Source organism: Caballeronia sp. PC1 (assembly GCF_021353155.1).
Lineage (GTDB): Bacteria > Pseudomonadota > Gammaproteobacteria > Burkholderiales > Burkholderiaceae > Caballeronia > Caballeronia cordobensis.
In genome coordinates, this window is sequence record NZ_JAJUBH010000004.1 from 565590 (window position 1) to 589129 (window position 23540).

Consider the following 23540-nt stretch of genomic DNA (forward strand, 5'->3'; position numbering starts at 1 on the left):
TAGACGGCGCCTGCCGATACGGGGCAATGTCCCGGGCGTAGTTGAAGGTTGAAGGCGGCGGTTCCCCGTTGGAAATCCGAGAGAATCGGGTTTCGACGACCAACTTCCCGGACAGGGAACCAAGGAGAACCGCCAAATGAAGCGTACCAAGAAGAAGCCCCAAAGCGCCAGCGCGCCGTTGCACGTGGTGCCCAAGCAGGACCCGGAAGGACTGCGTGCCTGTTTTGCCGAGAACAGTCAGCTCCTGTTGCCCATGCTCGATCTGATTCAGAACACCCGCGCGAGCATCGACGAGTTGATGCACGAAGCCGGCCGTAGCCTTGTCGAGCAACTGCTGGTGATCTCGGCGACGGAAGTCGCCGGCGAGAAGCATCCGGGCCGCAGAGGCGGCGAGATCCGCTGGCACGGCTCGCAGCAAGGCCAGATTGTGATGGACGAACGCAAGTTGAACGTGAAGCGGCCGCGCCTTCGGCGTCGTGGCGGCGGCGAAGTGCCGGTCCCCGCCTACGAGCAATTGAACGAGAATCCGCGGCTCGCCGAGCGCGTGCACGAGATCATGGTCACGGGCGTGTCGACGCGCAAATATGCCAAGGTCCTGCCCGAGATGGCCGGCACCGTTGGCATCTCCAAGAGCAGCGTCTCGCGCGAGTTCATCAAGGCCAGCCAGACGGCGCTCACCGAGCTGATGGGGCGGCGCTTCGATGACAAGGACTTTCTGGCGATCTACCTTGACGGCATCATCGTCGACTCACGTCACATCATCGCCGCTATCGGCGTGGACAGCCCCGGCGAGAAACACCTCCTGGGTCTCGCGAGCGGGTCGAGTGAGAACGCCCAGGTCGTCAAGGATCTGTTGCGCGGACTGATCGAGCGCGGCGTGCCTGCGGATCGCGAATACCTGTTCGTGATCGATGGTTCCAAAGCGCTGCGCTCGGCCATCGAGGAGTTCTTCGGCGAACGCGCCCACGTGCAGCGCTGCCGTGTGCACAAGCAGCGCAACGTCCTCGAGCGCCTGCCCAAGGAGAGCGTTTCGCAAACCGCCGCGATCATGAAGGCCGCCTACAAGTTGTCGACCGACGATGGCATCGCCAAGCTCAAGACGCACGCGGCGTGGCTCAAGGCCGACTATCCGGACGCCTCGGCCGCACTGCTCGAGGGGCTGGAGGAAACTTTCACGGTGAACAAGCTGGGCCTGACGCCGGCGCTCATGCGCGGGCTGTCGACGACCAACATCATCGAGAATCCCAACGGCGCGGTGCGCCGTGTCGCGGGGCGCGTGAAGCGCTATCGCGACGCCGACATGGCGTTGCGCTGGACAGCCGCGGGCTTCCTGGAAGCTGAGAAGCACTTCCGAAAAATCCTCGGCGTGAATGAACTCTGGATTCTCGCTGCGGCCTTGAAACGGTCACGCTCGAAATCAATTGACCATGATCGGAAGGTTGCCTAACCTATGCCGCACCCGCCGTCCCAACCTTCAACTGTCTTCGGGACATCGCCCGATACGGGATCAGAGCTTGCTCGGCTGCTCAACACGGGAGATGATCATGCTCAGACTCGTTGGCATTTTGACGCTTGCAGTGGCATTCTCCGGATGCGTTACCGCCCCGCCGTACGGTTATAGCGATCCCGCATATGGCCCCGGTTATTACACGCCAGGTCCGAGCATCGGTGTTGGCGTGGGAGGCGGCAGCTTCGGATCCGGAGTCGGTGTGGGGGTAGGTGTGGGATTCTGAGATTAAGCTTCCTAGTCTTACCCAAGTAACGGAACTGCCAAGGACGCTACATCCGCTGTCCCAGTCGATTCAGCACATGGGTTCCGGTGCCCGATTATCCAACATCGCACGGTTCTCGCGCCGTCGCCAGCTTTTCATTTCTTCGTTCCGAACCTTATCCCTCGGAATGACTGGCTAGGTCGGTCTCCACGGTGAGCTTGGTCAAGCACATCCCGGGCGCGCCGACGACGCACCCGACGCGAGGTCGAAGCGCAAGCCGTGCGCCGGGCATCGCAGAACATGGCCATCGACGCGCCCGTTGGCGAGAGACGCGCCGTTGTGCGGGCACGAGTTGTCGATTGCGTGAATGACGCCTTCAACGTTGAACAGCACGACGCTCCGTCCGTCGACGAACTTGAGCATGCGCCCACCCGGGTCTGGAGCGTCGCCGGCGGCGATCCGTATATTTGTCATCGCATGGGTCTCCCGGGTGCGGATGGATGGGCGCATGAGTGCGACTCAATGCCACGAGTTCAGGCCGTCAAGGGGTATATTCGCATCCATCCAGTCGTAGGTGCGTGCGTTCTTCCCCACGCCCAGCTCCGAGTCGACGCTAATGAGCATTCCTTCGGTTGCCCGCATGTCATCGACTCCGGCTTCGATTCGACAGTAGCGGTGGCTTTTTTCTGTGACAAGGCGGTTTCCAAGTGCTGAGACATTCCTGATGCTCCGTTGATGACGTATTCCGAATCGGTGCAACCCTCTCGAGGCGGGAGGGGTAGGGGTACGGCGTGCATTCTCCAGTGTCTGAACGCGTGAGAGGGCTCGTCGAGCTCGGGTCTCAAGGGAGACGCTCAATCGCCGACGACAACGATTGTCGAGTCGACCAGAAATCCACCCAAGGGTCCCGCGTCTGGAAACTCAGATATTCGCGCGCCGTCTGAACGGTCCACTGAGCGCCGCTCTTCAGCTCGGTAAGCTGTTCCCACGCGAGTGGCATTGAGACGCCCATTCCCGGCCGCGTGCGGGCCGAAAAGGCCCCCGCGGTCGTCTGTCCCTTCCCGTTTCGCAGGTAGTCTACATAGACCTTGCCCAAGCGGTTCGCAGGTCCGGATATCGCCGAGAAGCGCTGAGGAATGGTCTTCGCAAGGTGCCGGACGAATGTCTGCGAGAATGATTTGACCGTCACGTAATTCAAATCCGGAGCGAGCGGCACGACGACATGCAGGCCCTTTCCGCCGCTCGTCTTGAGCCATGACTTCAGGTTCAACTCGGACAGCAACGTGCGAATGAGGAGGGCAGCCTCCTGGACGTGGTTCCATTTCACACCTTCGCCCGGATCGAGGTCAAACACCACCCGGTCGGGCTTGTCGAGCTGGCTGACAATCGAGTTCCACGTATGGAATTCGATCGTGTTCATCTGTGCGGCCGAAAGCAAGGCATCCGCCGTATCAACCGTCAGCAACGGCGGATGGTTTGGCCAGAGCTCGCGTTCGTGCGAAGTCAGGCCTGGCATAGTCGTGCGCTCGGCATGCTTTTGAAAGAAAAGGTCGCCGGCCACACCTTCAGGCGCGCGAACCAGAGCCACAGGCCGGTCCTTCAGGTGTGGCAACATCCACTCGGCAACGCTCGCGTAGTAGCGAACGAGATCAGCCTTCGTAATCGTCGCCGACGCATCAATGACTCTTTCCGGGTGCGTGATTTTCAGCTGCGGAGAAGGCTCTGGCAGTTGTGTCTTTCCTCCTTCCCTGACGACGCTGCGTGCGGGCTTATCGAGGCGCAGACCTTTGAACGACGATTGTCGTATCACACCGTCTCCTGTCCATTCGGCGAACTCGACTTCCGCGACCATGATCGGTTTAAGCCACCGTTCGCTGCCGGCTGCACGTCTGGACCATCGTCGCGCCCTTGTGACCTGTGCGTCGAAAGGCGCCGCGTCGACCTCCAGTGGGATGAGTCGATGCCAGAGGTCTCGTGCGGTCTTTGAGTCCCACCCGGTGCCGACGCTCCCCGCGTCATGAAGCTTATTGCCCACGTAATAGCCAAGCAGAAGACTCCCGACCTCACCCGATTTACCGCCGCGGCCGGTCATGCCGCAGATGACCAGTTCCTGCCTCAGTCGGGCCTTTGCCTTCAACCACGATGCCGTCCGTCCTGACTCATACGGCGCGTCGCGTCGCTTGAGCACGAGGCCTTCCAGTCCTAGTCCCGCGGCAGCTTCGAACACTTGCGCGGGAGGTGCGTCGAAGTTCTGACTGAACAGCAGTTGCTCTCCCGCGTTTTCGAGAAGAGCCGCCAGTTGCGCCCGCCGCGCCCACAACGGTACTTTCCTGAGGTCTTCGCCGTCCAGGTACAGGAGGTCGAACAGGAAGAAGACGATGTCCCGGTTGTCTCGCCCATCAATCGCATTTTGAAGTGCAGAGAAATTTGGAATGCCGTCTTTCAACACGACAATTTCGCCGTCGAGCCAGGCGGCCACGACTGGGAGTTCTTTGATGGCGACGGTGAGAGCCGGAAACTTCGCAGTCCAGTCATGTCCGTTTCGCGTGAACAGCTTGACTCGTCCCTTGTCAACACGAGCCAGCAGGCGATAACCGTCCAGCTTTGTCTCAGTGATCCAGTCGCCGCCCCTTGGAAGCGAGCTTGCCAGTGTTGCGAGCTGCGGCTCGAGCTTCGCCGGTAACGGTGCACGCACTGCGGCGGACAGGTCGATGTTCTGCTCTTCAGTTCGCGGCTGCCGCGCGGCTCTCGGCTCCCGCTCTTCGACGAGTCCAAGCGGATTTGCGACGACACTATCGGGAAGCGCCTTGATGACGTCGTATTCTTCAAGCGGGCGGGCCCATTCGTCTCGTTTCTTGAACAAAATCCACTGGTCTTGCTTGTCGCCCGGCTTGGAGATGCGCACTAACTCCCATAAACCGGCAAGCTTTTGACCGTGCAGGCGAAAGACTAGCTTCCCGGTCTCCATGCCCTTGACCGCATCGTTGACCGGCTCCCAGATCCCGTGGTCCCACACAATGACCGTGCCGGCGCCGTACTGCTTTGGCGGAATCGTTCCTTCGAATCCTGCGTAAGGCACAGGATGATCCTCGACATGCACCGCCATCTGTTTTTTGCTCGGGTCGTAGCAGGGACCTTTTGGAACGGCCCACGAGAGTAAAACGCCGTTGAGCTCGAGACGGAAGTCGTAATGCAGACGGCTCGCCCAGTGCTTTTGCACGACGAAGCCGAGCCTACGTGCGGTGGCGGGAGCCTCGCAGGTCGATGCAAGCGGCTCCGGAGTAATACTGAAGTCTCGCTTCTTCCGGTAGCGGGCGAGGGGAGGCGCGGTGGGATCGCGGGGCGCTGCCATGACGGAAATCAGTCAATCAGTCAGTCAATTACTCAATCAGTGAGTGCGGCTGCGGCCGAGCGTGTTCGCCCGCAACGCGCGCCTAATATGCGCTGAGCCTGGAAAGGTCCGCAGTCACCTCGGCGCTCAGCCGGATTGGGGACGCTGACACTCGGTTTGAAACCAATAGTCGACCAGGCGTTGTGCCGCCTGTATATCGTCCGGATAGTAAGGATCGTCGTACCAAGGTGATGGGTCGTAGCCCGCTTTTCTCAGCGCCGCCAGTTCGGTTTGATGCTGGGCCATCGTCGGAGGTGCGTTGGTCCGGAGCGCGGCGAGGTCTCGGCATTCGGTCGGACTCAGATGAGCGCCGTTTTGTGGCGCGACGCCGACGGCACATCCAGACAGCAGGGACGCCAAGAGCGCAAGGGTCCAGCGGTTTCTCGGGAATGATTTCATCGCGGATCTCCACGCGTTCAATCGCCCCCACGCGAGCTGCGGTAATCGTATCCTGAGTGAATAGAAAGCCGAAGGGGTAATCGCGATTGTTGCACCGTAACTTGTGTTGCGCTTGATGGCCTGCGTTCTTCGTGGCGCGGACATGCGCTCAGGCTAATAGCGGTGAGCTAGCAAGATTAGCCAGTAGCCCGGCGGGTCCTGGATAGATCGCAATACAACCGGCGTCTCTCAGCAACTGCTCGGGAAAGGCGCCCGATAGAAGCCCGATCGTGCGCACGCCAGCTTTTCCAGCGGCCTGCGCGTCATAGGGCGAATCGCCGATGACGATCGCGGCGTCGGGCGGCACTGCGAGCTTTTGCAGGGCGACTTCGAACACATCCGGTGCAGGTTTCGACTGCTCGACATCTTCCGATGAGACCGTTACCTTGAAGTGTCCCGTGACGCCAGCGATATCGAGGTAGAGCTCGAGTTCATCCTTCTTCGCGGATGAGGCGACGGCGAGCTTTAGTCCTTGGTCGCTCAGTTTCTGAAGAAGCTCTGGCACCGCTGCAAACGGGCGCACCATCTGCAGGTAGTTCGCTTTGAAATGCTTTCCTCGCCACGCTTCGAGTTGCTTGCCGTGGTCCTGGATCTGGTCGTCGGATAGGAACGCCGGCAGCAGATTATCGCCGCCTTTGCCGATCTGACCGCGCGCCTGATCGACGCTGACGTCATGGCCGAAATGAGCGAACGCTTCGTGCCACGCGAGCGCATGGAGGTCGACCGAATCGACCAGCGTTCCATCAATGTCAAAGATTGCAGCACGTGGCATGGGACCTCCGTTGGCTTGCTCGACTTGCAAGCCGCGTACCAGCTAGGCCAAAGTGGTTTGGCCTGTGTCAAGCACAGCAAATTCTCTCTGGCCATGCCGGTGCTATCCTGTACAACCAATTGTTGTCGGTCTTACGGACGCACGGATTGTTAAGCTGATTTCGATAGCGTAGTACCCTCTGCGCCAAGGAGAAGCCCATGCCGGCTCGCTCAATCGCCTCGCTTTCTCTGTCGTTTGGACTGGTCTCGATCCCGGTCAAACTGTATTCGGCCACGGAGAGCGCCTCCGACGTTCGCTTCAATCTGCTCGCGCCAGACGGCTCGCGTGTGAAACAGCAGTACGTTTCGGAGGCCACTGGGAAGGTCGTTGAGCGGGCCTCCATGCAAAAGGGCTACCAGTTCGAACGCGACAAATACGTTGTTTTCACGGGTGACGAGCTGAAAGCGCTGGAGGAGAGCGCGAGCCACGTGGTCGAGATCGTCTCCTTCGTTCCTGAGAAATCTGTCGACCCGGTCTTCTACGACAAAGCGTACTTCATCGCGCCGGACAAGCGCGGCGGGAAGCCCTACAGCTTGTTGCAAGATGCGCTGGCAAAAACCGGCCGATGCGCGCTGGCAAAATGGTCGTATAAGGGCCGAACGAGGATTGTTCAGGTTCGACCAGCCGAGGACGGCATGGTCTTTCAGCAACTGCTTTTCGCGGACGAGGTTCGCTCCCTGAAGGAGTTGAACATTGAGCATGTTTCGGTCTCGGAGTCCGAGCTGAAACTCGCCATCCAGATCATCGAGCAGGGCGCTGAGGAAAACTACGACGCGTCGGCCTATGAGGATGAGGAGAAAAAGCGAGTCCTCGCGGCAATCGACCGAAAGATCGAGGGCAAGGAGATTATCGCCGCGGAAGCTCTGGAAGCTGCGCCGGGCGGTGAAGTGATCGATCTGATGGAAGCGTTGCGTGCCAGCCTCGCTAAAGGGGGCACGACGCAGAGAGCACCCGCCGCGAGGAGAAAAACTGCGGTAAAACCCGTCGAAGGTACCGCTGAGGTCGTCAACGTGCCGAAGGCCAGAAAGCCTGCCGCTCGCGCATCGAAAGCGACGACGACGGAGGCCCCGGCCAAGGTGCGCGCTCGCAAGTGAAGCGGACGATATCTCACGACGTGACGATTTCGAAGCTCCAGTCGATGCTGGGCGTCTCTCGTCGCGTCGTGGAAGGGCTGATCGCGCTTGGCCTCGTCACGCCCGCTCGCGGCCCACGCAATGAAATGCGTTTTTCGTTTCAGGACGTCGTGATGCTGCGTACAGCGTTGCAACTGCGCTCGTCGCGCACATCTCCACGCAAGGTCCGTGAGGCACTGGCACGGCTTAAACGCGAATTACCCGATACATTGCCGTTATCGGGAATTCGCGTTGCCGCTGAAGGTGACTCGATCGTCGTTAAAACAGGGCCGTCGCGTTGGGATGCGGTTACTGGGCAGATGTTGCTCGACTTCGAAGTAGCCGAGGTCAAGGGCGACGTCGTGGTGTTCGATTCGACACCCGAACGCAAAAGCGCTGCAGCCGCTCAGGCTCAAGAGTGGTACGACCTTGCTGAACAGTTGTCGAAGAGCGATCCCACGGGTGCGGAGCGCGGATATCGCCGCGCCATTGAGCTCGCGCCCGAGCCATTCTATGCAGCGTACGTCGATCTGGGGGCGCTGCTGTGCGACAGCGAACACGAGTGCCAGGGCGCGTTGACGGTCTTCGACGAGGCGCTCACGCACTTCCCCGACGATGCTGTGCTGCACTTCAATCGAGCAGTCGCGCTGGACATCCTCGATCGGCTTGACGAGGCGAAGCAGAGCTACGAGCGGTGCCTCGCGATCAATCCCGACTACGCAGACGCCCACCACAACCTGGCTATTCTTCTGGAGAAACGTGGAGATAGGCGTGGCCTCATTCGGCATCTGAACGCGTATCGACGACTCAGCAGCTAGTCAACGCATCATGGAATCTGGCGAGTTGAGTGGGAAGTGGCAACCTGCTATGGTCCCGTTGACACCCGTTCTATGGAGCCAAGCATGCAATCGACGTCGAATCCCATGCCATCCGAGGAGAGCATTCGCTTTCGTGCCTACCTACTTTGGGAAGCGGATGGTCGCCAACATGGCCGCGACGATCACTACTGGTGCGAGGCGATCGCACAGATTCACGGGGAATGTACCGCCCCGCTTGGGCATTCACCGGCAACAGTGAGCAAAGCGCCGCGAGCCAAGAAGTTTCCGAACGAAGACAGCGGCGTCGCGGTAACGAAAGGGAAGAAGGCGAAAGCGACGCTTGAAGGAAAAGGCGGCGCGGCTGAAGCGGGCAATGAGGAAAAGGCGAAGGGAGATAAGACGGCCTCAACGAAGGGGGCGGGTAAAGCGGCCGAGAAGTCTGCGATTGTCGGCGAGCCGAAGTCGGCCAAAAAGACGAAGAAGGCCGAGGGGGCCGCCAGGGCGTCCGAGACGGTGCCCGTGCGGGCGAAGAAGCCTCGGAAGGCGCTGCCTGCCGAAGGCGAGTCTCCTTTGCAGTGAGCGTGATGGTGGGGCGGGTTCTGTCAGCAGAAATTGCGGCTGACGGTCGTGAGCCCGCCTAGCAAATGTGACATGTCGGCAAGTCGCTGGGCCACGAGGTGGCGGACTTCTCCCTCACATTGCCAGGTTCCGTACACCGCAAGCAACGCGGCGCCCAATGCTTCACGCCGCTGCTTCTCCAGAAGCGACGGCCAGATAATCACGTTCACGTTTCCCGTTTCGTCCTCGAGCGTAACGAACATCACACCTTTCGCTGTACCGGGCCTTTGTCGCACGGTGACGAGCCCGCATCCGCGTGCCAGCCGACCGTTTCGATAGGTCCGCAGGGTGGAGGCTGGCATCAGTCGTTGTTCGAGGAGCGTTGGGCGCAAGAGCGAAAGCGGATGTCGCCCCAGTGTCAGTCCCGACGCGTGGTAGTCGCTGACGATGTCTTCGGCCTCAGACGGCGCGCCAAGCTCGGGCGTCTCGTCATCAATCCGGCTGTCGGCCAAGATGTCGCGATCGGGCACTGCCACGACCGATTGCCAGAGCGCTTCACGACGATTACCAGCAAGCGAGTGCAACGCGTTCGCCCCCGCCAAAACCTGCAGGTCATGCCGATCAAGCTGAGCGCGGCGCGCCAAGTCGCTCACGCTCGCAAAGGGCTTAACAGCCCGGGCGTTCTCGATGCGCTCCGCCGCACCGTCACGCATGCCTCTAAGCAACGACAGTCCGAGACGAACAACGGGCTGCGCGCGGTCGATGCGACGCTCAAGCACCGAGTCCCAGCCGCTGATCGTGACGTCGATCGGCACGACCTCGACTCCGTGACGCTTTGCGTCCTGTACAAGTTGCGACCGCGAATAAAAACCAATCGGCTGGCTGTTGAGCATCGCAGCAAGGAAAGCTGCCGGCTCATGACATTTGAGCCAACTGCTCGCATACACCAGCAACGCGAAGCTCGCCGCGTGACTCTCCGGAAAGCCGTATTCGCCGAAGCCCTTGATCTGCTCGAAAATTGCTTCGGCAAATGCGAGTTCGTAGCCGCGCTCTCGCATCCCGTTGACGATGCGATCGTAATACTGCTGTAGGCCGCCCTTGCGTTTCCACGCAGCCATCGCGCGACGCAGTTGATCCGCCTCGCCTGGGGTAAAGCCTGCAGCAAGAATCGCCACTTGCATCACCTGCTCCTGAAAGATCGGCACGCCGAGTGTCCGACCGAGCGCCGTCTCCAGTTCCGCACTCGGATAGCTCACGGGTTCGATCTTCTGCCGGCGCCGCAGATACGGATGAACAGCACCGCCCTGAATCGGACCTGGACGCACGATGGCGACTTCGATCACGAGGTCATAGAAGGTCCTCGGCTGCATGCGCGGCAACATGCTCATCTGCGCACGTGACTCGATCTGAAAAACGCCCACGGTGTCCGCCTGCGAGATCATCTCGTACGTTTCAGAGTCCTCTGCCGGAATGTCCTGCATCTCGAAGCGCTCGCCGCGCTGCTCGGAGACGATATCGAGGGTGCGACGAATGGCCGACAACATGCCGAGCGCGAGCACGTCGATTTTCAGAAGCCCAAGTGCTTCGAGGTCGTCCTTATCCCACTGGATCGCGCTCCGATCCGCCATCGCGGCATTCTCGACGGGTACGAGCCGCGTGAGCTTGCCTCGGCTGATGACGAAGCCGCCGGAATGCTGAGACAGGTGACGGGGAAAATTCAGGATCTCGGCGGCGAGCTTCGCCCACATCACAATGAGCGGGTTGGCTGGGTCGAGGCCCGACTCCTCGAAGCGCCGCAGTAGGTCCTGAGAATGATCGAACCACTGGTGCGACTTGGCGACCTTGTCGACGATCTGCGGATCGATCCCGAGTGCCTTGCCGGTCTCGCGCAGTGCGCCGCGGGGCCGATAGGTCGAGACCGCAGCGGCAATCGCGGCGCGATCTCGGCCGTACTTCCGATAGATGTATTGGATAACCTCTTCGCGGCGCTGGTGCTCGAAGTCCACGTCGATATCGGGCGGCTCACCGCGTTCCTTGCTGATAAATCGCTCGAAGAGCATATTGCCGCGCGACGGATCGACTTCGGTCACGCCCAGGCAATAGCAGACCGCACTGTTCGCCGCGGACCCGCGTCCCTGACACAGTATGTGCTGGCTGCGCGCGAAGCGAACGATGTCGTAGACCGTGAGGAAGTATGCTTCGTAGCGCATCTCGCGGATGAGCTGCAATTCATGTTCGATTTGCTGCTGAACGTCATGTGGGATGCCAGCCGGAAAACGCTTATGCGCGCCGATGTAGGTCTCCTGCCGCAGATACGCTTCATGGGTGAAACCGTCCGGCACGAGCTCATCGGGATATTCGTAGCGCAGTTCATCCAATGAGAAGGTGCAGCGCTCCAGAATGTTGAGTGTCTGCGCGAGCGCGTGCGCGGGGTACAGATTGGCGAGGCGCAGGCGAGAACGAAGGTGCTGCTCGGCATTGGGCGCGAGATCGTATCCGCATTCGGCGACGGGCTTGCCGATGCGAATGGCAGTCATTGTGTCTTGCAGCGGCTTTCGGGAGCGCACATGCATGACGACGTTGCCGAGCGCGACGACCGGGACGCGGTGTCGTTCCGCGACATATTCGACGCTGCCTCGGTGAATGTCATCCATCGCGCGTTGATGCAGGATGAGACCCACCCACGCACGAGCAGGAAACGTCTCGTTGAGCCACTCGACCTGTGCCGAGAGCGCGTCTTCCTTCGCAGGAAAGTCTGGCACCAGGATCGCCAGGCAATCGGGCATGCCGCGCAGAGCCGCGTACTCCTTCTCGGGCTTCGAGAGGTCGTGCGGCGTGAGCAGGTACGAGCCCTTTGCCGCCCGCATGCGGCCGATCGTGATCAGCTCGGACAGATTGCCGTAGCCGTTGCGGTTTTGTGCGAGCAGGACCAGGCCGAACGCCGGGCTCTTGTCCGCGTGGACGAGCCGGAAGTAGGAGCCGATGATGAGCGGCAGCTTTTCTTCTTTCGCCTGCACGTGGGCGCGCACGACGCCTGCAAGCGAGCATTCGTCGGTGATCGCCAGACCTGAGTAGCCGAGTTGCGAGGCGCGCAGCACGAGCTCTTCGCCGTGCGATGCGCCGTGCAGGAACGAAAAGTTCGTGAACGCGAAAAGCTCGGCGTAATCGGGTAGGGCCGACGAGAAGAGATCCACGGCGACACCCGTTATCCGAACAACCCATGAAGAAACCAGCGGACTTCTTCGGTTTTCACGCTTGGTCGTTCACGGTAGATCCAGTAGCAACTCTGATCGGTGGCTTGCGCGACATAGTAGTCGCGCGTGACCAGCGCTCCGTCGTGCCAGCCTGCTTCGATACGCTCGCCCGTCGAGACGAGCTTGAGGGGCGAGCCATAGAACGGTCGGTGATTTTTGATCATCAACCGTACGGGCGTATCCAGCAACCACGTCGGCCGCGGAAGCTCGTCGGGAGGCGGGCATGCTTTGGTCGTGGCCTGCACCGGCAGCCATTGATTCGCCTGTTCGGGTCGATGATCCGATGTCGGCGCTGGCCGCAGCACATTCTCCGCACCCAAGCGAGCCACCAGCAGTTCGAGGAGGCGATTGTGGTCCTGCGCGGAACCTCCCGGATCGGGGAAAAGCGAGTCGCTGGGCGGCTCAGCGGGTTGTACTTTCGATGCCGTGAGTCGGAGCGCAATGACGGCCGCTTCGAGTTCGACGCGCCCGAGTCGCTCCTTGAGCAGGCGAACAAGATGTTCCTCGTGCCATGTGGGTTCCGCGAGTGCAATCTCGAAGACTGTCGGCTCGATGGCCTGGCGGCCGCGCTCGTGCTCGAGCGTGATGGTCGCCTGCGTGAGCGCGAGCTGCTGCGCGCTCAACCAGCCACACAGCTGCAAGATCAGTCGCCGCGCGGAGAAAAGAATGGCTTCGGCATGCTCGACGCGATCGGGCAGTTCGGTACGCGCGCTAAAGGACGGCGGCAACTCCAGCCATTCGTAGAGTTCGGGCGACAGGCCGTAGGCGCGGTCAAGCGAATCCAGTAAATCCACGCCACACCTCTTTTTGAGACCTGCACGCGGCAGGCGTCGAATATCGTTGAGCACTCGGCAACCGAGGCCGTTGAACCAGTCGCCGAAGGAGCGAGCTTCGGGGACAACCATAAAGGGCAGCTCGCCCAGATAGCGTTCGAGCGAACTCATCTTGAGCACGCGCCGGCGACCACGCTTGGCAAGCAGCCACGCGCCTTGACCCGTAGGGGCGACGCTCATGCGGGCGGTGACGCCGATGGCTTTGACTGTCTCTCGAATCTGTCGACAGACCTGCACGATGCCGCCGAAGAGTCGCAGACTTGCTGTCACGTCGACGACGACGGTTTCTTCCTCGCGCACGGCGACTTGAGGCGAGAAGCGCAGCAGCGCGAAAGCGACTTCGCGTTGCATATCGAGCTCGCGCTCGGGGCTGCGGTCATGCATCAGCGCGTCGGCCGCGAGTGTCGTGACGCCACCGCGCTTCATCCCCACCATCACCCCTGCGTCTCTGGCTGCCTGATCCAGCACGATCACCTTGTCACGCTCGAGCACCACGCAGCCGTGTTCAGTCGGAGATGACCATCTCGGACGGAAGACCTCCAGCGAAAGCCGGGGCAGGAAGATGGCGACGAACACGGCCATGAGGGCTGAGCAGAATCGGAGTCGGTTGGAGGTGGATGGACAGTGGGTCGGTTCGGGTTGGACCTCTTCGTTTGATGACATCGACGACGATTCCGCCGTCGGCGGGCCGCACCCCCAGCCGTAACGCCGCGGGCGACGAATCCTGGGCGGCGGCGAGCGGTCGAACCAGAATCAGTAATGTTTCGGTCGCTTGTGCCACCAGATGCAATCGCCGTAACGCTTCTGACCGAACGTGCTGTTGCCAGAAGAGCAGCGCGCCGCAACTTCGAGCGTTCAGCACGCGCTCGGCGCACCAGAGCGCATCCGCCGTCTTCGGCGCCCGCAGCAACATGAGTTTGTCCAGCGGCACGCCTAGGTAGGCGAACGCCAGACTGTTCGGCACGTGCGGCGCCTGCAGCAGTGCGATCGGCCGTTTGCTCGCTGCCACCAGCGCGGGCTTGAGCAGCCGCATTTCACCGATCCCCGGCTGCTGAACCAGCAACTCCACCAGTGCGCCGATCGGCCAGCCACCGCCAGGCAGCTCCGCCGACAGGGCTGCGTAGCCGGTGTCGATGATCTTGCCGTACGCACGCGCGAGTTGAGAGCCGAGCCACAACCCGGGGTGAAGCGACGCGATGTCTTGAGGCAGAGCGGCCATGGTAAAAGGGGCTGGCAAGAATACTGTATAAATATACAGTGGTATCTTAGCTCAAAAATCGAAGCAGTGCGTTGCGCACTTTTAACTGGCCGCAGACAAACCTGACCAATAAGCTTGCACCCGAGACATCCAATGCCCGAGTTCGCCGACTTCGTCGTCAAGCTGCGCGAGGCATTCGGCGACGCGACGATCGACGAAGCTGTCGCCCGTGGCAAAGCGGGCGAGCCGACATTCTTCGCCAAGGAGAATGGCCGGACAGTCGGGACGAAGTCGGTGGATGATTTCAACCGCTGGCAGGTCGACGACAGCGTGCGCAATCGCCATTACTGCGCGGGATGCGATGGTTCGTGCGTCGGAATGGGACTGCGCTGGAGCGACTGGCGGTCGATCTGCCGTTGAAAGTCCCGGAGCCCGTCCGCACCTGCAGGTAGTTGGCAATTAAGTGGTTAGTATGTTGGGAACAGGAAATAAGATGAGCAAACCCGATATTGACGAACTGACAGGCGCCCGAGCGGATTTACTCTGCTTTCTGGTGGCGACCGTTGCCGCTTCCTACGCGCTGACCCAAGAATGGCGCGTGGACCACGTCGTGGAGAGCTGCCGCATCTGGCTCAAGCGTAACCTAGTCACGATGCACTGGCTCGAGCGCATCCGCATCGGCCAACTGGCCTTCAAAATCGCTCGACGTGATCTGAAAGGGGCTGGCATCGCCGTGCGCCAGTCAGACGTGCAGGCGCTCTTCACCGGCGACATGGGGCTGAACCATGCGAGCACCGTGGTCCAAAAGATGATGAGACTGTGCCGCGAGGCAACGGGTACGGCAACCTAACCGAATCGACATCGAAGGGGGCGGCAGTGTGCTACTCGGCGCAAATTCAAGCTGACTATCGGCGATACGTGAAGATGTTTGGCGCGCAGATGGACATTCGTGAATTCGCGCGCCTGTTCTGGGAACGCGCCGAAGGCAGCAAGGCGAAGATTCCGAAGGGGATGGAAGACGCTTTCCGTGAACCGCAAAGCGACGATGAGCGTCAGATCAAGGAATTCATTGATCGGTTCAACATCGAACAGGTAACCGCGCTCGAGCAGGATCTCTTCAAGCAGCGCACCCGCCTGGCCGATGCCGAGCGGGCGTTGCAAACGAAAGCGACAAAGGCCGCGACCGAAAGTCGGCGCATTGCGACCGACAAGATCTATTCGAATCTGCGTCGGCTCGACGATTTGCGTCGCACGACGCCCAAGGACCGTGACTCACGGATTTTTCCAGGTCACTATGCGCCAGTGCTCGTCGTCGAGAACGGACAGTACGTTGTGAAGCCGATGCGGTATCAGTGCCGCATCGCGGGTAAGCCTGCGAACTACGACATGCGCTTCCCAGGCACATATAACAGCCGCCGCGATTCACTTGAAGGGTTCTGGCGACCACTGTTTGGACATTCACACGGCGTGATGATCGTGAATCGATTTTACGAGAACGTCAGCCGGGCGCGGATGGAGGGGCGCTCGCTCGCAGAAGGTGAGAAGGATGAAAACGTGGTGCTCGAGTTCACGCCGGATTCAGGCGGTGACATGCTGATCGCGTGCTTGTGGTCGCGCTGGACAGCCAAAGATCAACCCGACCTGCTGTCGTTTGCGGCCATCACGGATGATCCGCCGCCCGAAGTCGTCGCAGCTGGACATGATCGCTGCATCGTGCCAATCAAGCCCGAGAACGTCGAGGCATGGTTGAATCCCGATCCGTCGGATCTCGATGCGCTGTACGGAATCTTGGATGATCGCGATCGCCCGTACTACGAACACCGACTCGCCGCATGACATTTGGCAGCCCAATTTGATGGCTTGCGAACCGGGAGCGTTTCGCGTCATCGGGGCAGACGGGATCCCAACCGTCTCATGGTCGATTGAAAGCAAGAACGGGAGAATCATCGAAACTTTGCGACAAAAAGTGCGCTTTAACGTTACGGCGTTCTCATTTTGATCGTTTCAATTACGCTGCCTTACACCGTCAGTGCTGTACTTTGAAAGGTGGGAGTGGCAGGGTTTGCCCATCGACGAAAGCAAACGCGCAGCGAATGGCGAATCGATATGCACCGTCTTTGCTCGCGAACACGCCAAGATCGCCCAGCGAGGTCGCTTCACCGTCCTCTTCGAGAATCGATGCGCGGGCAACGAACGCGCGGCCGACGCGTGTGACGGATGGCTGAATGGCCGCACCGTGATGATAGAAAATCATCGTTCATGTCCCCTTTTATGTCGAGCGAGTGAAGCCAGAATAGCTCGAAAAAATTAACTGAATGTGAAGACGCCTGTCTTGAATGGACACTTAATTTGATTCTCCGACGACGGCACGGTTCTGGCAGGCACCCACGGTCGCGTATTGATCATATTGGGCAGTCGGACATTCCCCAGTATTAGAAAAACGAGCGGAATTTTCTATACTTGCTGCTTCAAAGCTCTGAGGACACGCTATGTGGCAGGCACAATGGCAGCAAGTGTCGGCACTTTGGACGCAGGTTCAATGGCCCAACTGGCTCGCGATCGCTGGCGCATCAAGCGCCATTAGCGCGATCGTTGTGCTTGCGATGCGAGGATTGAAGGAACGCATCACCGCTCGACGCGATCGACGCGACGCGGCTCTGGAGGTTGCTGTATCGCTCGAAGGGTACGCACGAGTGTGCAGAGCCATGATGCACCGTGCGGAGTGGGCCCGGGACGAAGCGACCCGCTCCGGAAATCGCGAAGCTGCGGAAAGTGCAATGCTGCCGGCGTTTGTCTACCCCGAAAAGATCGAGTGGCGGCGACTCAGCCACCGCGTCGTGTCCGATTTACGCGACTTTCCAGCCAGGATTCATGCCGGCCGCGAAGACCTCACCTCGTTCTCGGAGTTTCGCGATCCTGTCGCATTTTGCGATGAGGTAAGTTTCGAGAGCGCGAAAGCGGCAAGGGATGCGCTGACGCTGGCTCGCGAAACGAGAATGAAGCACGGGTGTGTGCCCTGGCGGCCGGGCGCGAAGGATGCCGATCTGAGCCGCGAGCTGTTGACGTTGATCGCTCGTGCCGAAGAAAAGCGCGTGGAGAGCGTCAAGCAGCGCACCAGCGTGGCCGTCCCCTCTGGAGAGTCGGCCACGTTATTTGGATCGGAGCCAGGAAACCCTCGCATCGCTTAATAGGCAGGGCTGTCATCGACAGAAATTTCGCCGTCATGCCTGTTTCCAAAAAGAGGAAGTCGCCCAAGAAGCCAGGGCGTTTGCAGTCAAAGAAGTTTCTTCTTCCGATGCCTCGGGAGGATGCGGACGCCTTGTGTCTGCAGTCACGCCTTGCGCTCGAAGCCGTACGCGGGCAACGCGCTGCCCGACACGAAACGATTGTTCTCGCCCAGACTGTCCTGCTCACGAGTTTCCTGACCGAGTCGGGGCACGGGCTGCTCGACTTGCCTTTCGTCCGTCAGGTTGAAGAGGCAGTGCTTGCGATTCTCGATGCTGGAAAAAAGAGCGGCGAGTGGGACTTCGGCGAGTGGCTCGTCGAGTCGCTCACCGCCGTTGTCAACGAACATGATCGACAGTTGCGAGAAGTGCGCTTCGGCCACATCGTGGCGGCGACCGCGCGACTCGACCGAATGGTAGCGTCGGTTCGCTTGCAGGGTTAGGTTCGGCAGTGTTCGCGAAGTTACTTTTCGGGCGGCAGCGGGAAACGGCAGCCGTGCTCATCGATACCTACAGGTTCATTGAAAGACTGGTCGTCGCCTTCCTCATCCTCGCCGGTCAATGGGTGCGGCCAAGGCCACGCCTCCAGCGCCCATGAGGGAATCTCGTGCACGATTTTGAATCCGTATTTAGTGGGCGACTCCCAAATGTCGTCAAAGGTTTCGTCGAGAATCAGCTTGAGATAGACGCAGTCGTCGACGCTCATATGACTTCGGCGTCTGCGATGTCGGTCTTGTCCCGCAATCACGTGTTTTGACGCCAGATCAAGCACGAGCCGGTGGGTGAGATAGGGCTCGCCGGCCCAGACCGATTCCCAGTCTCCCACTGCATATGGCCCGCTCATTGATCGGCGTCCAAGACCTGATCGTCTTGCGATTGCGCCAGCAGCAGCTGCTCTGCTTGCTCGAGGAGCTGGCGCGCGTACTCGGAGACGTACGCGCTGTCGCTGTGATCGGCCTCCCCGAAAACGCTCACCAAATTCCGTCGTGCTTCGGCCGCGAACGCCGCCCGCTCTTGCTCGGTGTTAAAGAAGACGTCGGTCACGATGCGCTCGGCGAAGTCATTGATCGTGCCGATGCGTTGTCCTTCGCGGAGGATCTTGGCCGTCGCGTTGACGCCGCGGCGGGTTTCGGTGAATTCGATGCTAAGTGGGTCGATGGTGTAAGTCATGGTCGCCTGAAAGAGATGGTCGTAATACCCGCGCGGTTTGAACCGCTTATCTCTTAGCCTATTCATGGGCTGGCCAAGTCAAGCGCGCTCGGAGCGTTGCCGGCGGTCCGTCTCACCTTCGACACGAACGGCGGCATATTTATGAATTTGGCAAAGCAGACGCGATCTGTCTCAGTTCTCAATACGATGGCGTGCAATGACAAAACAGACGGGGGAAGTCATGTATCGGACCGAGTCGTTAGAAAGAGCGTCGCGCGAAAATGGCACGCCAGCTGCCGCGCTTTGAGCCCGTCGGCGTGGACGAGAGGCGTGCGCTTTGGGTCAAATATCGCGGGAATCAGGACGTTCAGCGGCTATTATTGGAACTGGCGCAAGTGCGTCGAGCGATCGAGGAGATCGAAGCGTACTTCTCCGCGGTCCAGAAGGTGTGGGCTGAAGAGAATCTTGGCCAGCTTGTCGCGATGGAGAAAATACGCCTGTTACTCGTCGAGCAAGGTTTGAGGCAAAGCGCGCTCGCTGGGCTGAAGGCTGCGCCCCGCCGCGACGAACCGGACGAGCCTGAACCTGCGCTGTGCGACTAGGTCGCGGTGTCTTGAGCGGCTCTATGTGCTCAAGGACGTCGCCATCGCTGTCGATGAGCGTTTCAGATGGACTGCCCTTGTTGCGCTGGATTCATGATAGGGAGGCATTTCCCTCCTTTACGGTCACCCTTCGATTGAAGGGGAACATTTCAGTGTTTGACGTAGGCGCGTCGCCGTGCGGTGGCTTGACAGTCCAAGCAGGTTGCTGACTTGTTCGTTGGTCTTCCCAGCCGCAATATGCCGTCGACCATAGGTGTTCCGGAGGAGCCGAGGACTTTCGTCCGCCGCGGACAACCCTGCTCGTTGCAAGGCGGCGCGAACGCACTTGAGCAGTGTGTCCGGCTTCATGGGCTTGCCGCCGCTGGTCGCCACGAAAAGCCAATCGGACGGACAAGTCAACTCGACCCGGACGTCGTGATACGCACGCAGGACATCGAGCGCAAAGCCGTCGACGGGAACGCGTCGTGCAAGACGTGGACCGTGCTTTTCTACTATGACGCTGGGCCGATTCCCCTCTGGCTCAAGATCTTGCACTCGAAGCAGGCTCAATTCGGCAGCAGTGATGCCGGTACCGAGAAAGACGGCGACGATCGCGGTGTTCCGCAATTCCTTCACGGATTCGCAACTTGCTGAGACGCATACGGCCTGTAGGCGCCTGTCATCCCCTTCCGACAGATAGACCGGCGTCGGTTCGTCCTCCGGCCAGTGCTCATGAGCGAGCATCTCTGCAGCGGGATTTTCCGTTCGCAGACTGATCGCCACGAGGTGTCGGGCAAACCGATCGACGAGTTTGAGATAGCGAAGCCGCGTCGTGGTCCCTGGCTGACAGTCGTGCTCCAGTTCGTCGAAAAAGCCTTGTATCTGGTCGGAGCTAAAGCTGATCACGCTATGGCGACGCGTTGCCAAATAGTCATTGAATCGCGAAAACATGGAGCAGTGCTGGACGATCGATTGATCCGCAAACGCGCGGCGATCGGCGCCAGTCGCTTCCGCGCGCTGCCACTGAGAATAGGCTGCCTCAGGATCAGAAAGCCACAAATCGGTCTGCATAAAAATCGATATACTGAATTGCGCTGCCCCCAATCTAACGCGAAGCTCTCGCTTCGCCAACACCCGCTAAAAAAAAAGACCCTTCAAGAGCGGTCTTCCAAACAGCGTTTAGAAACCATCTGTAAACGCTACTTGTCGATGCGTTTGTCACGCCGCATAGTTCCTCGGAAGCACTCACCGCGCTAGCTTGTTCAATTGCATCCGTGGCATAGTGCGGACACTTTTTAAACGATGAGGACCACATGGCCAATTTGGAAGCAATTCAGGCTCGTATCAAAAAACTCGAAGCGCAGGCGCAAGCGATCAAACTCAAAAAGACCGGCGGAGTGATCAAGCAGATTCGAGACTTGATGGCTCAGTATGAAATCACGATTGAAGATGTTGCTGCATCCACGGGCAAGGGTTCAGCTAAGGTCCAAGTCAAAACCTCGCAAAAAGCGACTTCAGCCAAGTACGCCGATCCGAAGACAGGCGCCACCTGGAGTGGACGGGGGCGGGTGCCCGCATGGATCGCCAACGCACGTAATCGCGATGCATTCCTCGTAGCGGACGGGCTTGGGACTGCGACGCGCTCAACGGTACCGGCGGCGCGCAAGAAGGCAACGCGCAAGGGCCCTCAGCCCGCGCTATACCGTGATCCTGTTTCCGGGCTTACATGGAGCGGATTCGGACGCGCGCCAGGCTGGATAGCGACAGCCAAGGATCGCAGCGCGTATCTGATCGAAGGCAGCGGCGCTGGAGGCGAGGACGGAGGAGCGAAAACGGTTGCCAAGAAAGGTGCAGCTGCGAAGAAGTCAGAAAATGACGTGGCGACCCCGGCGAAGCGGGCGAAGCCGGCTGCTAAGAAGGCCGGCGCGAAGAAGCCCACGTCGGCGAAGAAGTCAACCGCAGCCAAGAAGTCTACGGTCGCGAAAAAGTCGACTTCGGCGAAGAAAGCGACCACAGCAAAGAAGGGCACGGCAGCTAAGAAGGGCGCCGCGACGAAACCTGCACGTTCGAGGGGTGCGCGTCCGGCGCGAAAATCTCGCGGGGAATCACAAAGCGTGACACCGGCTGCGGAGGCGTCAGCCCCTGATACTGCCATCGAAGCGACAAGTTCCGAAAGCGAATAACTGGACTGTGGTTCCGAGTTGAAATCGCGCGGCAACCGAGCGCTGCGTATGACAGGCTATGCAAGGCCCGAAGGACTGCTAGTGACACCATGGTCGAGTCATGCAGTCCGGAAGGCCGCCAGTCCAAAGTGACAACCTCGTTTTGCAGATGTGCTCGAAAAGCGAACGGTTGCCAGATTCAAGCCGAACTAGAGGTGCCGACTTCGGACATCGATATCGGCGATAAGACAGGGCGAGTACACGCCAGGCGACGGAAATGGACGACGAGCGCCGTCGTTCATGGGTTGCTTTTCCCCTCCTTCAATTACGTAGCTAGTGCGTGACGAACACCGAGGCTCCGTCATCGGCCATTGCCGTCATTGGGGTAGGTTGGGTTCTACGTCCGCAATGTGGCGGCGGATTCAACCGATCGATGCAACACAATGATTGCTGCATGAGCAGCGGGAGTGTTGCAGATGAAGTACAGAACGCGGATCTATTACAGCGAGAGTCAGAAGGCGTTGATGTGGGAGCGCTGGCGTGCTGGTGAGTCGTTGCAGCACATCGCCGAGCTTTTTAATCGCAATCATTCGTCGGTAGAAGGGATTCTGGCGCAAACTGGAGGAATCCAGCCTGCGCCGCGGCGACGATCGAGGCTCGCGCTCACTCTCGCTGAACGCGAGGAGATCTCGAGAGGCCTGGCCGCGGGAGACTCGATCCAGTCAATCGCACGGCGACTATCGCGATCGTCGTCAACGATCTGTCGGGAGATCAAGCGCAACAGTGGAGAGAAAGGCTATCGGGCCAGCCACGCGGACGAGCTTGCGTGGGAACGGGCGCACCGACCCAAGGTCTGCAAACTGGTCAGGCATCGGGTTCTGGCACGTATCGTTGCCCACAAGCTCCAGTTGCAGTGGTCACCTCAGCAGATTGCTGGATGGCTTAAACGCGCCTGGCCGCGCGACGAGGATTATCACGTGTCACACGAGACCATCTACCGTAGTCTGTTTATTCAGGCACGGGGTGCCCTGAAGAAAGAACTGCTGGAACACTTACGGCGCACCCGAGCTATGCGTCGATCGCGACATCACACCCAGAAAACGGAGGACCACGGCAGGATCCGCGATGCGATATCAATCAGCGAACGGCCTGCCGCAGTGGAAGACCGTGCGGTGCCCGGTCACTGGGAGGGGGATCTGTTGTGTGGCAGCAGCGGCAGCCAGATTGCAACGCTTGTAGAGCGGCAGACGCGTTATGTGATGCTAGTGAGGATCACCAGCAAAGACAGTGAGACGCTGGTCAAAGCGCTGATCAAACATGCCAGCAAGCTGCCGCACGAACTCTATAAATCGCTCACATGGGACCGCGGCACGGAGATGGCGGGCCACAAACGATTCACCATCGCCACTGACATTGCCGTGTACTTCTGTGATCCGAAACACCCTTGGCAACGCGGTTCGAATGAAAATACCAATGGTCTTCTGAGGCAGTACTTCCCGAAAGGGATCGATGTGTCGGTCTACTCTCAGGCCAAACTCAATGCCGTGGCAAGAAGGCTGAACGAGCGTCCACGCATGACGCTGAATTACGAAACGCCGGCTGAACGGTTCCAGAAAACTATTGCATCGATCGGTTGAATCCGCCGGCGGATTGCGGTCGGTGGTCTGGTTTGGCAGCTGGTTGACCGTTTTTCCATCAGAGAGTCGCGGAACCGGAGATAGACATCGAGGAAATCTCCTTCGCCTGCCCGGTTTGCCGGCACCGCAACGAACTGCGTGCGCCTTCCCGGGCCAGCGCCGACGATCCTCTCGAACTGGGAGCAGATCCACCCTCGCCAACCCAAGCTATAGTATGCGTCGGACCAACGTAAGCGGCTCGGCAACTCACCTTGAATGTAGCTGAAACAGTTGGGAGTATCGTGTCCACTAAAGCGAATAAGCGGACACGTGAACACTATCGAAGAAGAGGCGTTGCCGACGCGTCGCCGTCGTCGGCGCTACACCGAAGAATTCAAGGCGCGCGTTGTCGCCGCTTGCCAAGGCACCGGCGTGTCAGTGTCGGCCGTGGCGCTGGAACATCGGCTCAACGCGAATCTATTGCGCCGCTGGCTTGATCAGGCAGAAGGCAAACTTCCAAAGCGTTTGTCTGAAGGCCCGGCAGAAGCTCAATCGACACCCCTACCAGCGTTCGTCCCTGTTGCTATGGGAGTAAAGGAGGTAGCCTCGACGGAGATCCGTGTCGAAGTTCGCCGGGGCAGTCAGTCGATAACCGTGAGCTGGCCGGTCTCCGAAGCCGCGCA

General features: G+C 59.8%; 23 protein-coding genes. 13 read left to right on the forward strand and 10 right to left on the reverse strand.

Features of this window, described 5'->3' with window-relative positions:
- The first annotated feature begins 136 nt into the window (after positions 1–136).
- Positions 137–1447, forward strand: coding sequence for an IS256 family transposase (locus tag LY284_RS35990; RefSeq protein ID WP_008345072.1), 1311 nt, complete (start codon positions 137–139; stop codon positions 1445–1447).
- Positions 1448–1934: 487 nt separating this feature from the next.
- On the opposite strand, the gene LY284_RS36000 is transcribed toward LY284_RS35990, so the two are convergent.
- The 4 genes from LY284_RS36000 to LY284_RS36015 form a co-directional block, all read right to left on the reverse strand.
- Complete coding sequence (locus LY284_RS36000; RefSeq protein WP_233392010.1) at positions 1935–2222, reverse strand: Rieske 2Fe-2S domain-containing protein; 288 nt, start codon at positions 2220–2222, stop codon at positions 1935–1937.
- Positions 2223–2553: 331 nt separating this feature from the next.
- The gene (gene ligD, locus LY284_RS36005; RefSeq protein WP_233392012.1) at positions 2554–5064 is read right to left on the reverse strand and encodes a DNA ligase D; all 2511 of its coding nucleotides are present in this window, start codon (positions 5062–5064) and stop codon (positions 2554–2556) included.
- A 126-nt stretch (positions 5065–5190) separates the two neighbouring features.
- Entirely contained in the window at positions 5191–5502 is a 312-nt protein-coding gene (locus tag LY284_RS36010) for a DUF4148 domain-containing protein (protein ID WP_233392014.1), read from the reverse strand.
- Between the two features lie 148 nt (positions 5503–5650).
- Entirely contained in the window at positions 5651–6313 is a 663-nt protein-coding gene (locus LY284_RS36015) for an HAD family hydrolase (protein WP_233392017.1), read from the reverse strand.
- A 197-nt stretch (positions 6314–6510) separates the two neighbouring features.
- Between LY284_RS36015 and LY284_RS36020 the strand changes: the two genes are divergently transcribed.
- The 3 genes from LY284_RS36020 (at position 6511) to LY284_RS36030 (ending at position 8861) form a co-directional block, all read left to right on the forward strand.
- The gene (locus tag LY284_RS36020; protein WP_233392019.1) at positions 6511–7446 is read left to right on the forward strand and encodes a Ku protein; all 936 of its coding nucleotides are present in this window, start codon (positions 6511–6513) and stop codon (positions 7444–7446) included.
- Between the two features lie 26 nt (positions 7447–7472).
- Complete coding sequence (locus tag LY284_RS36025; protein ID WP_309243246.1) at positions 7473–8282, forward strand: tetratricopeptide repeat protein; 810 nt, start codon at positions 7473–7475, stop codon at positions 8280–8282.
- 84 nt (positions 8283–8366) lie between these two features.
- Positions 8367–8861: a DUF2934 domain-containing protein gene (locus LY284_RS36030; protein WP_233392021.1), complete on the forward strand. Its 495-nt coding sequence runs from the start codon at positions 8367–8369 to the stop codon at positions 8859–8861.
- Between the two features lie 23 nt (positions 8862–8884).
- Here the strand turns inward: LY284_RS36030 and LY284_RS36035 are convergent, their stop codons facing one another.
- From LY284_RS36035 to imuA, 3 genes are read right to left on the reverse strand one after another with little or no spacing between them, the layout of a single operon-like run.
- Positions 8885–12034 (reverse strand): error-prone DNA polymerase, encoded by a 3150-nt coding sequence (locus tag LY284_RS36035; protein ID WP_233392023.1) that lies wholly within the window; start codon positions 12032–12034, stop codon positions 8885–8887.
- Between the two features lie 11 nt (positions 12035–12045).
- The gene (locus tag LY284_RS36040) at positions 12046–13509 is read right to left on the reverse strand and encodes a DNA polymerase Y family protein (protein WP_233392025.1); all 1464 of its coding nucleotides are present in this window, start codon (positions 13507–13509) and stop codon (positions 12046–12048) included.
- On the reverse strand, positions 13433–14146 hold the full coding sequence (imuA, locus tag LY284_RS36045) for a translesion DNA synthesis-associated protein ImuA (RefSeq protein ID WP_233392027.1): 714 nt from the start codon (positions 14144–14146) through the stop codon (positions 13433–13435). The genes LY284_RS36040 and imuA overlap by 77 nt, the downstream gene beginning before the upstream one ends.
- A gap of 132 nt (positions 14147–14278) precedes the next feature.
- Here imuA and LY284_RS36050 point away from each other — a divergent pair, with 132 nt between their 5' ends.
- From LY284_RS36050 to LY284_RS36075, 5 genes are all read left to right on the forward strand, one after another.
- Positions 14279–14545 carry a hypothetical protein gene (locus LY284_RS36050; protein WP_062258568.1) on the forward strand — a complete coding sequence of 89 codons (267 nt, stop codon included), beginning with the start codon at positions 14279–14281 and terminating at the stop codon, positions 14543–14545.
- 73 nt (positions 14546–14618) lie between these two features.
- Positions 14619–14975, forward strand: a complete 357-nt coding sequence (locus LY284_RS36055) for a hypothetical protein (RefSeq protein WP_233392029.1) — start codon at positions 14619–14621, stop codon at positions 14973–14975.
- Positions 14976–15001: 26 nt separating this feature from the next.
- Entirely contained in the window at positions 15002–15961 is a 960-nt protein-coding gene (locus LY284_RS36060; RefSeq protein ID WP_233392031.1) for an SOS response-associated peptidase family protein, read from the forward strand.
- A gap of 653 nt (positions 15962–16614) precedes the next feature.
- Entirely contained in the window at positions 16615–17313 is a 699-nt protein-coding gene (locus tag LY284_RS36070) for a hypothetical protein (protein ID WP_233392035.1), read from the forward strand.
- 35 nt (positions 17314–17348) lie between these two features.
- Positions 17349–17792, forward strand: a complete 444-nt coding sequence (locus tag LY284_RS36075; RefSeq protein WP_233392037.1) for a Fis family transcriptional regulator — start codon at positions 17349–17351, stop codon at positions 17790–17792.
- A gap of 20 nt (positions 17793–17812) precedes the next feature.
- Here the strand turns inward: LY284_RS36075 and LY284_RS36080 are convergent, their stop codons facing one another.
- Together LY284_RS36080 and LY284_RS36085 are read right to left on the reverse strand one after the other, a co-directional pair.
- Positions 17813–18055 (reverse strand): hypothetical protein, encoded by a 243-nt coding sequence (locus LY284_RS36080; protein ID WP_233392038.1) that lies wholly within the window; start codon positions 18053–18055, stop codon positions 17813–17815.
- A 134-nt stretch (positions 18056–18189) separates the two neighbouring features.
- Positions 18190–18519 (reverse strand): hypothetical protein, encoded by a 330-nt coding sequence (locus LY284_RS36085; RefSeq protein WP_233392040.1) that lies wholly within the window; start codon positions 18517–18519, stop codon positions 18190–18192.
- Between the two features lie 260 nt (positions 18520–18779).
- Here LY284_RS36085 and LY284_RS36090 point away from each other — a divergent pair, with 260 nt between their 5' ends.
- A complete protein-coding gene (locus LY284_RS36090; protein ID WP_233392042.1) occupies positions 18780–19100 on the forward strand; it encodes a hypothetical protein in 321 nt (106 codons plus the stop codon).
- 123 nt (positions 19101–19223) lie between these two features.
- Here the strand turns inward: LY284_RS36090 and LY284_RS36095 are convergent, their stop codons facing one another.
- Complete coding sequence (locus LY284_RS36095; protein WP_233392044.1) at positions 19224–20150, reverse strand: site-specific integrase; 927 nt, start codon at positions 20148–20150, stop codon at positions 19224–19226.
- A gap of 242 nt (positions 20151–20392) precedes the next feature.
- Between LY284_RS36095 and LY284_RS36100 the strand changes: the two genes are divergently transcribed.
- From LY284_RS36100 to LY284_RS36110, 3 genes are all read left to right on the forward strand, one after another.
- Positions 20393–21262: an H-NS histone family protein gene (locus tag LY284_RS36100; protein ID WP_233392047.1), complete on the forward strand. Its 870-nt coding sequence runs from the start codon at positions 20393–20395 to the stop codon at positions 21260–21262.
- Between the two features lie 455 nt (positions 21263–21717).
- Entirely contained in the window at positions 21718–22878 is a 1161-nt protein-coding gene (locus tag LY284_RS36105; RefSeq protein WP_233392049.1) for an IS30 family transposase, read from the forward strand.
- 309 nt (positions 22879–23187) lie between these two features.
- Positions 23188–23540 (forward strand): transposase (locus LY284_RS36110; RefSeq protein ID WP_233392051.1); only part of this gene is annotated, 353 nt, incomplete at its 3' end.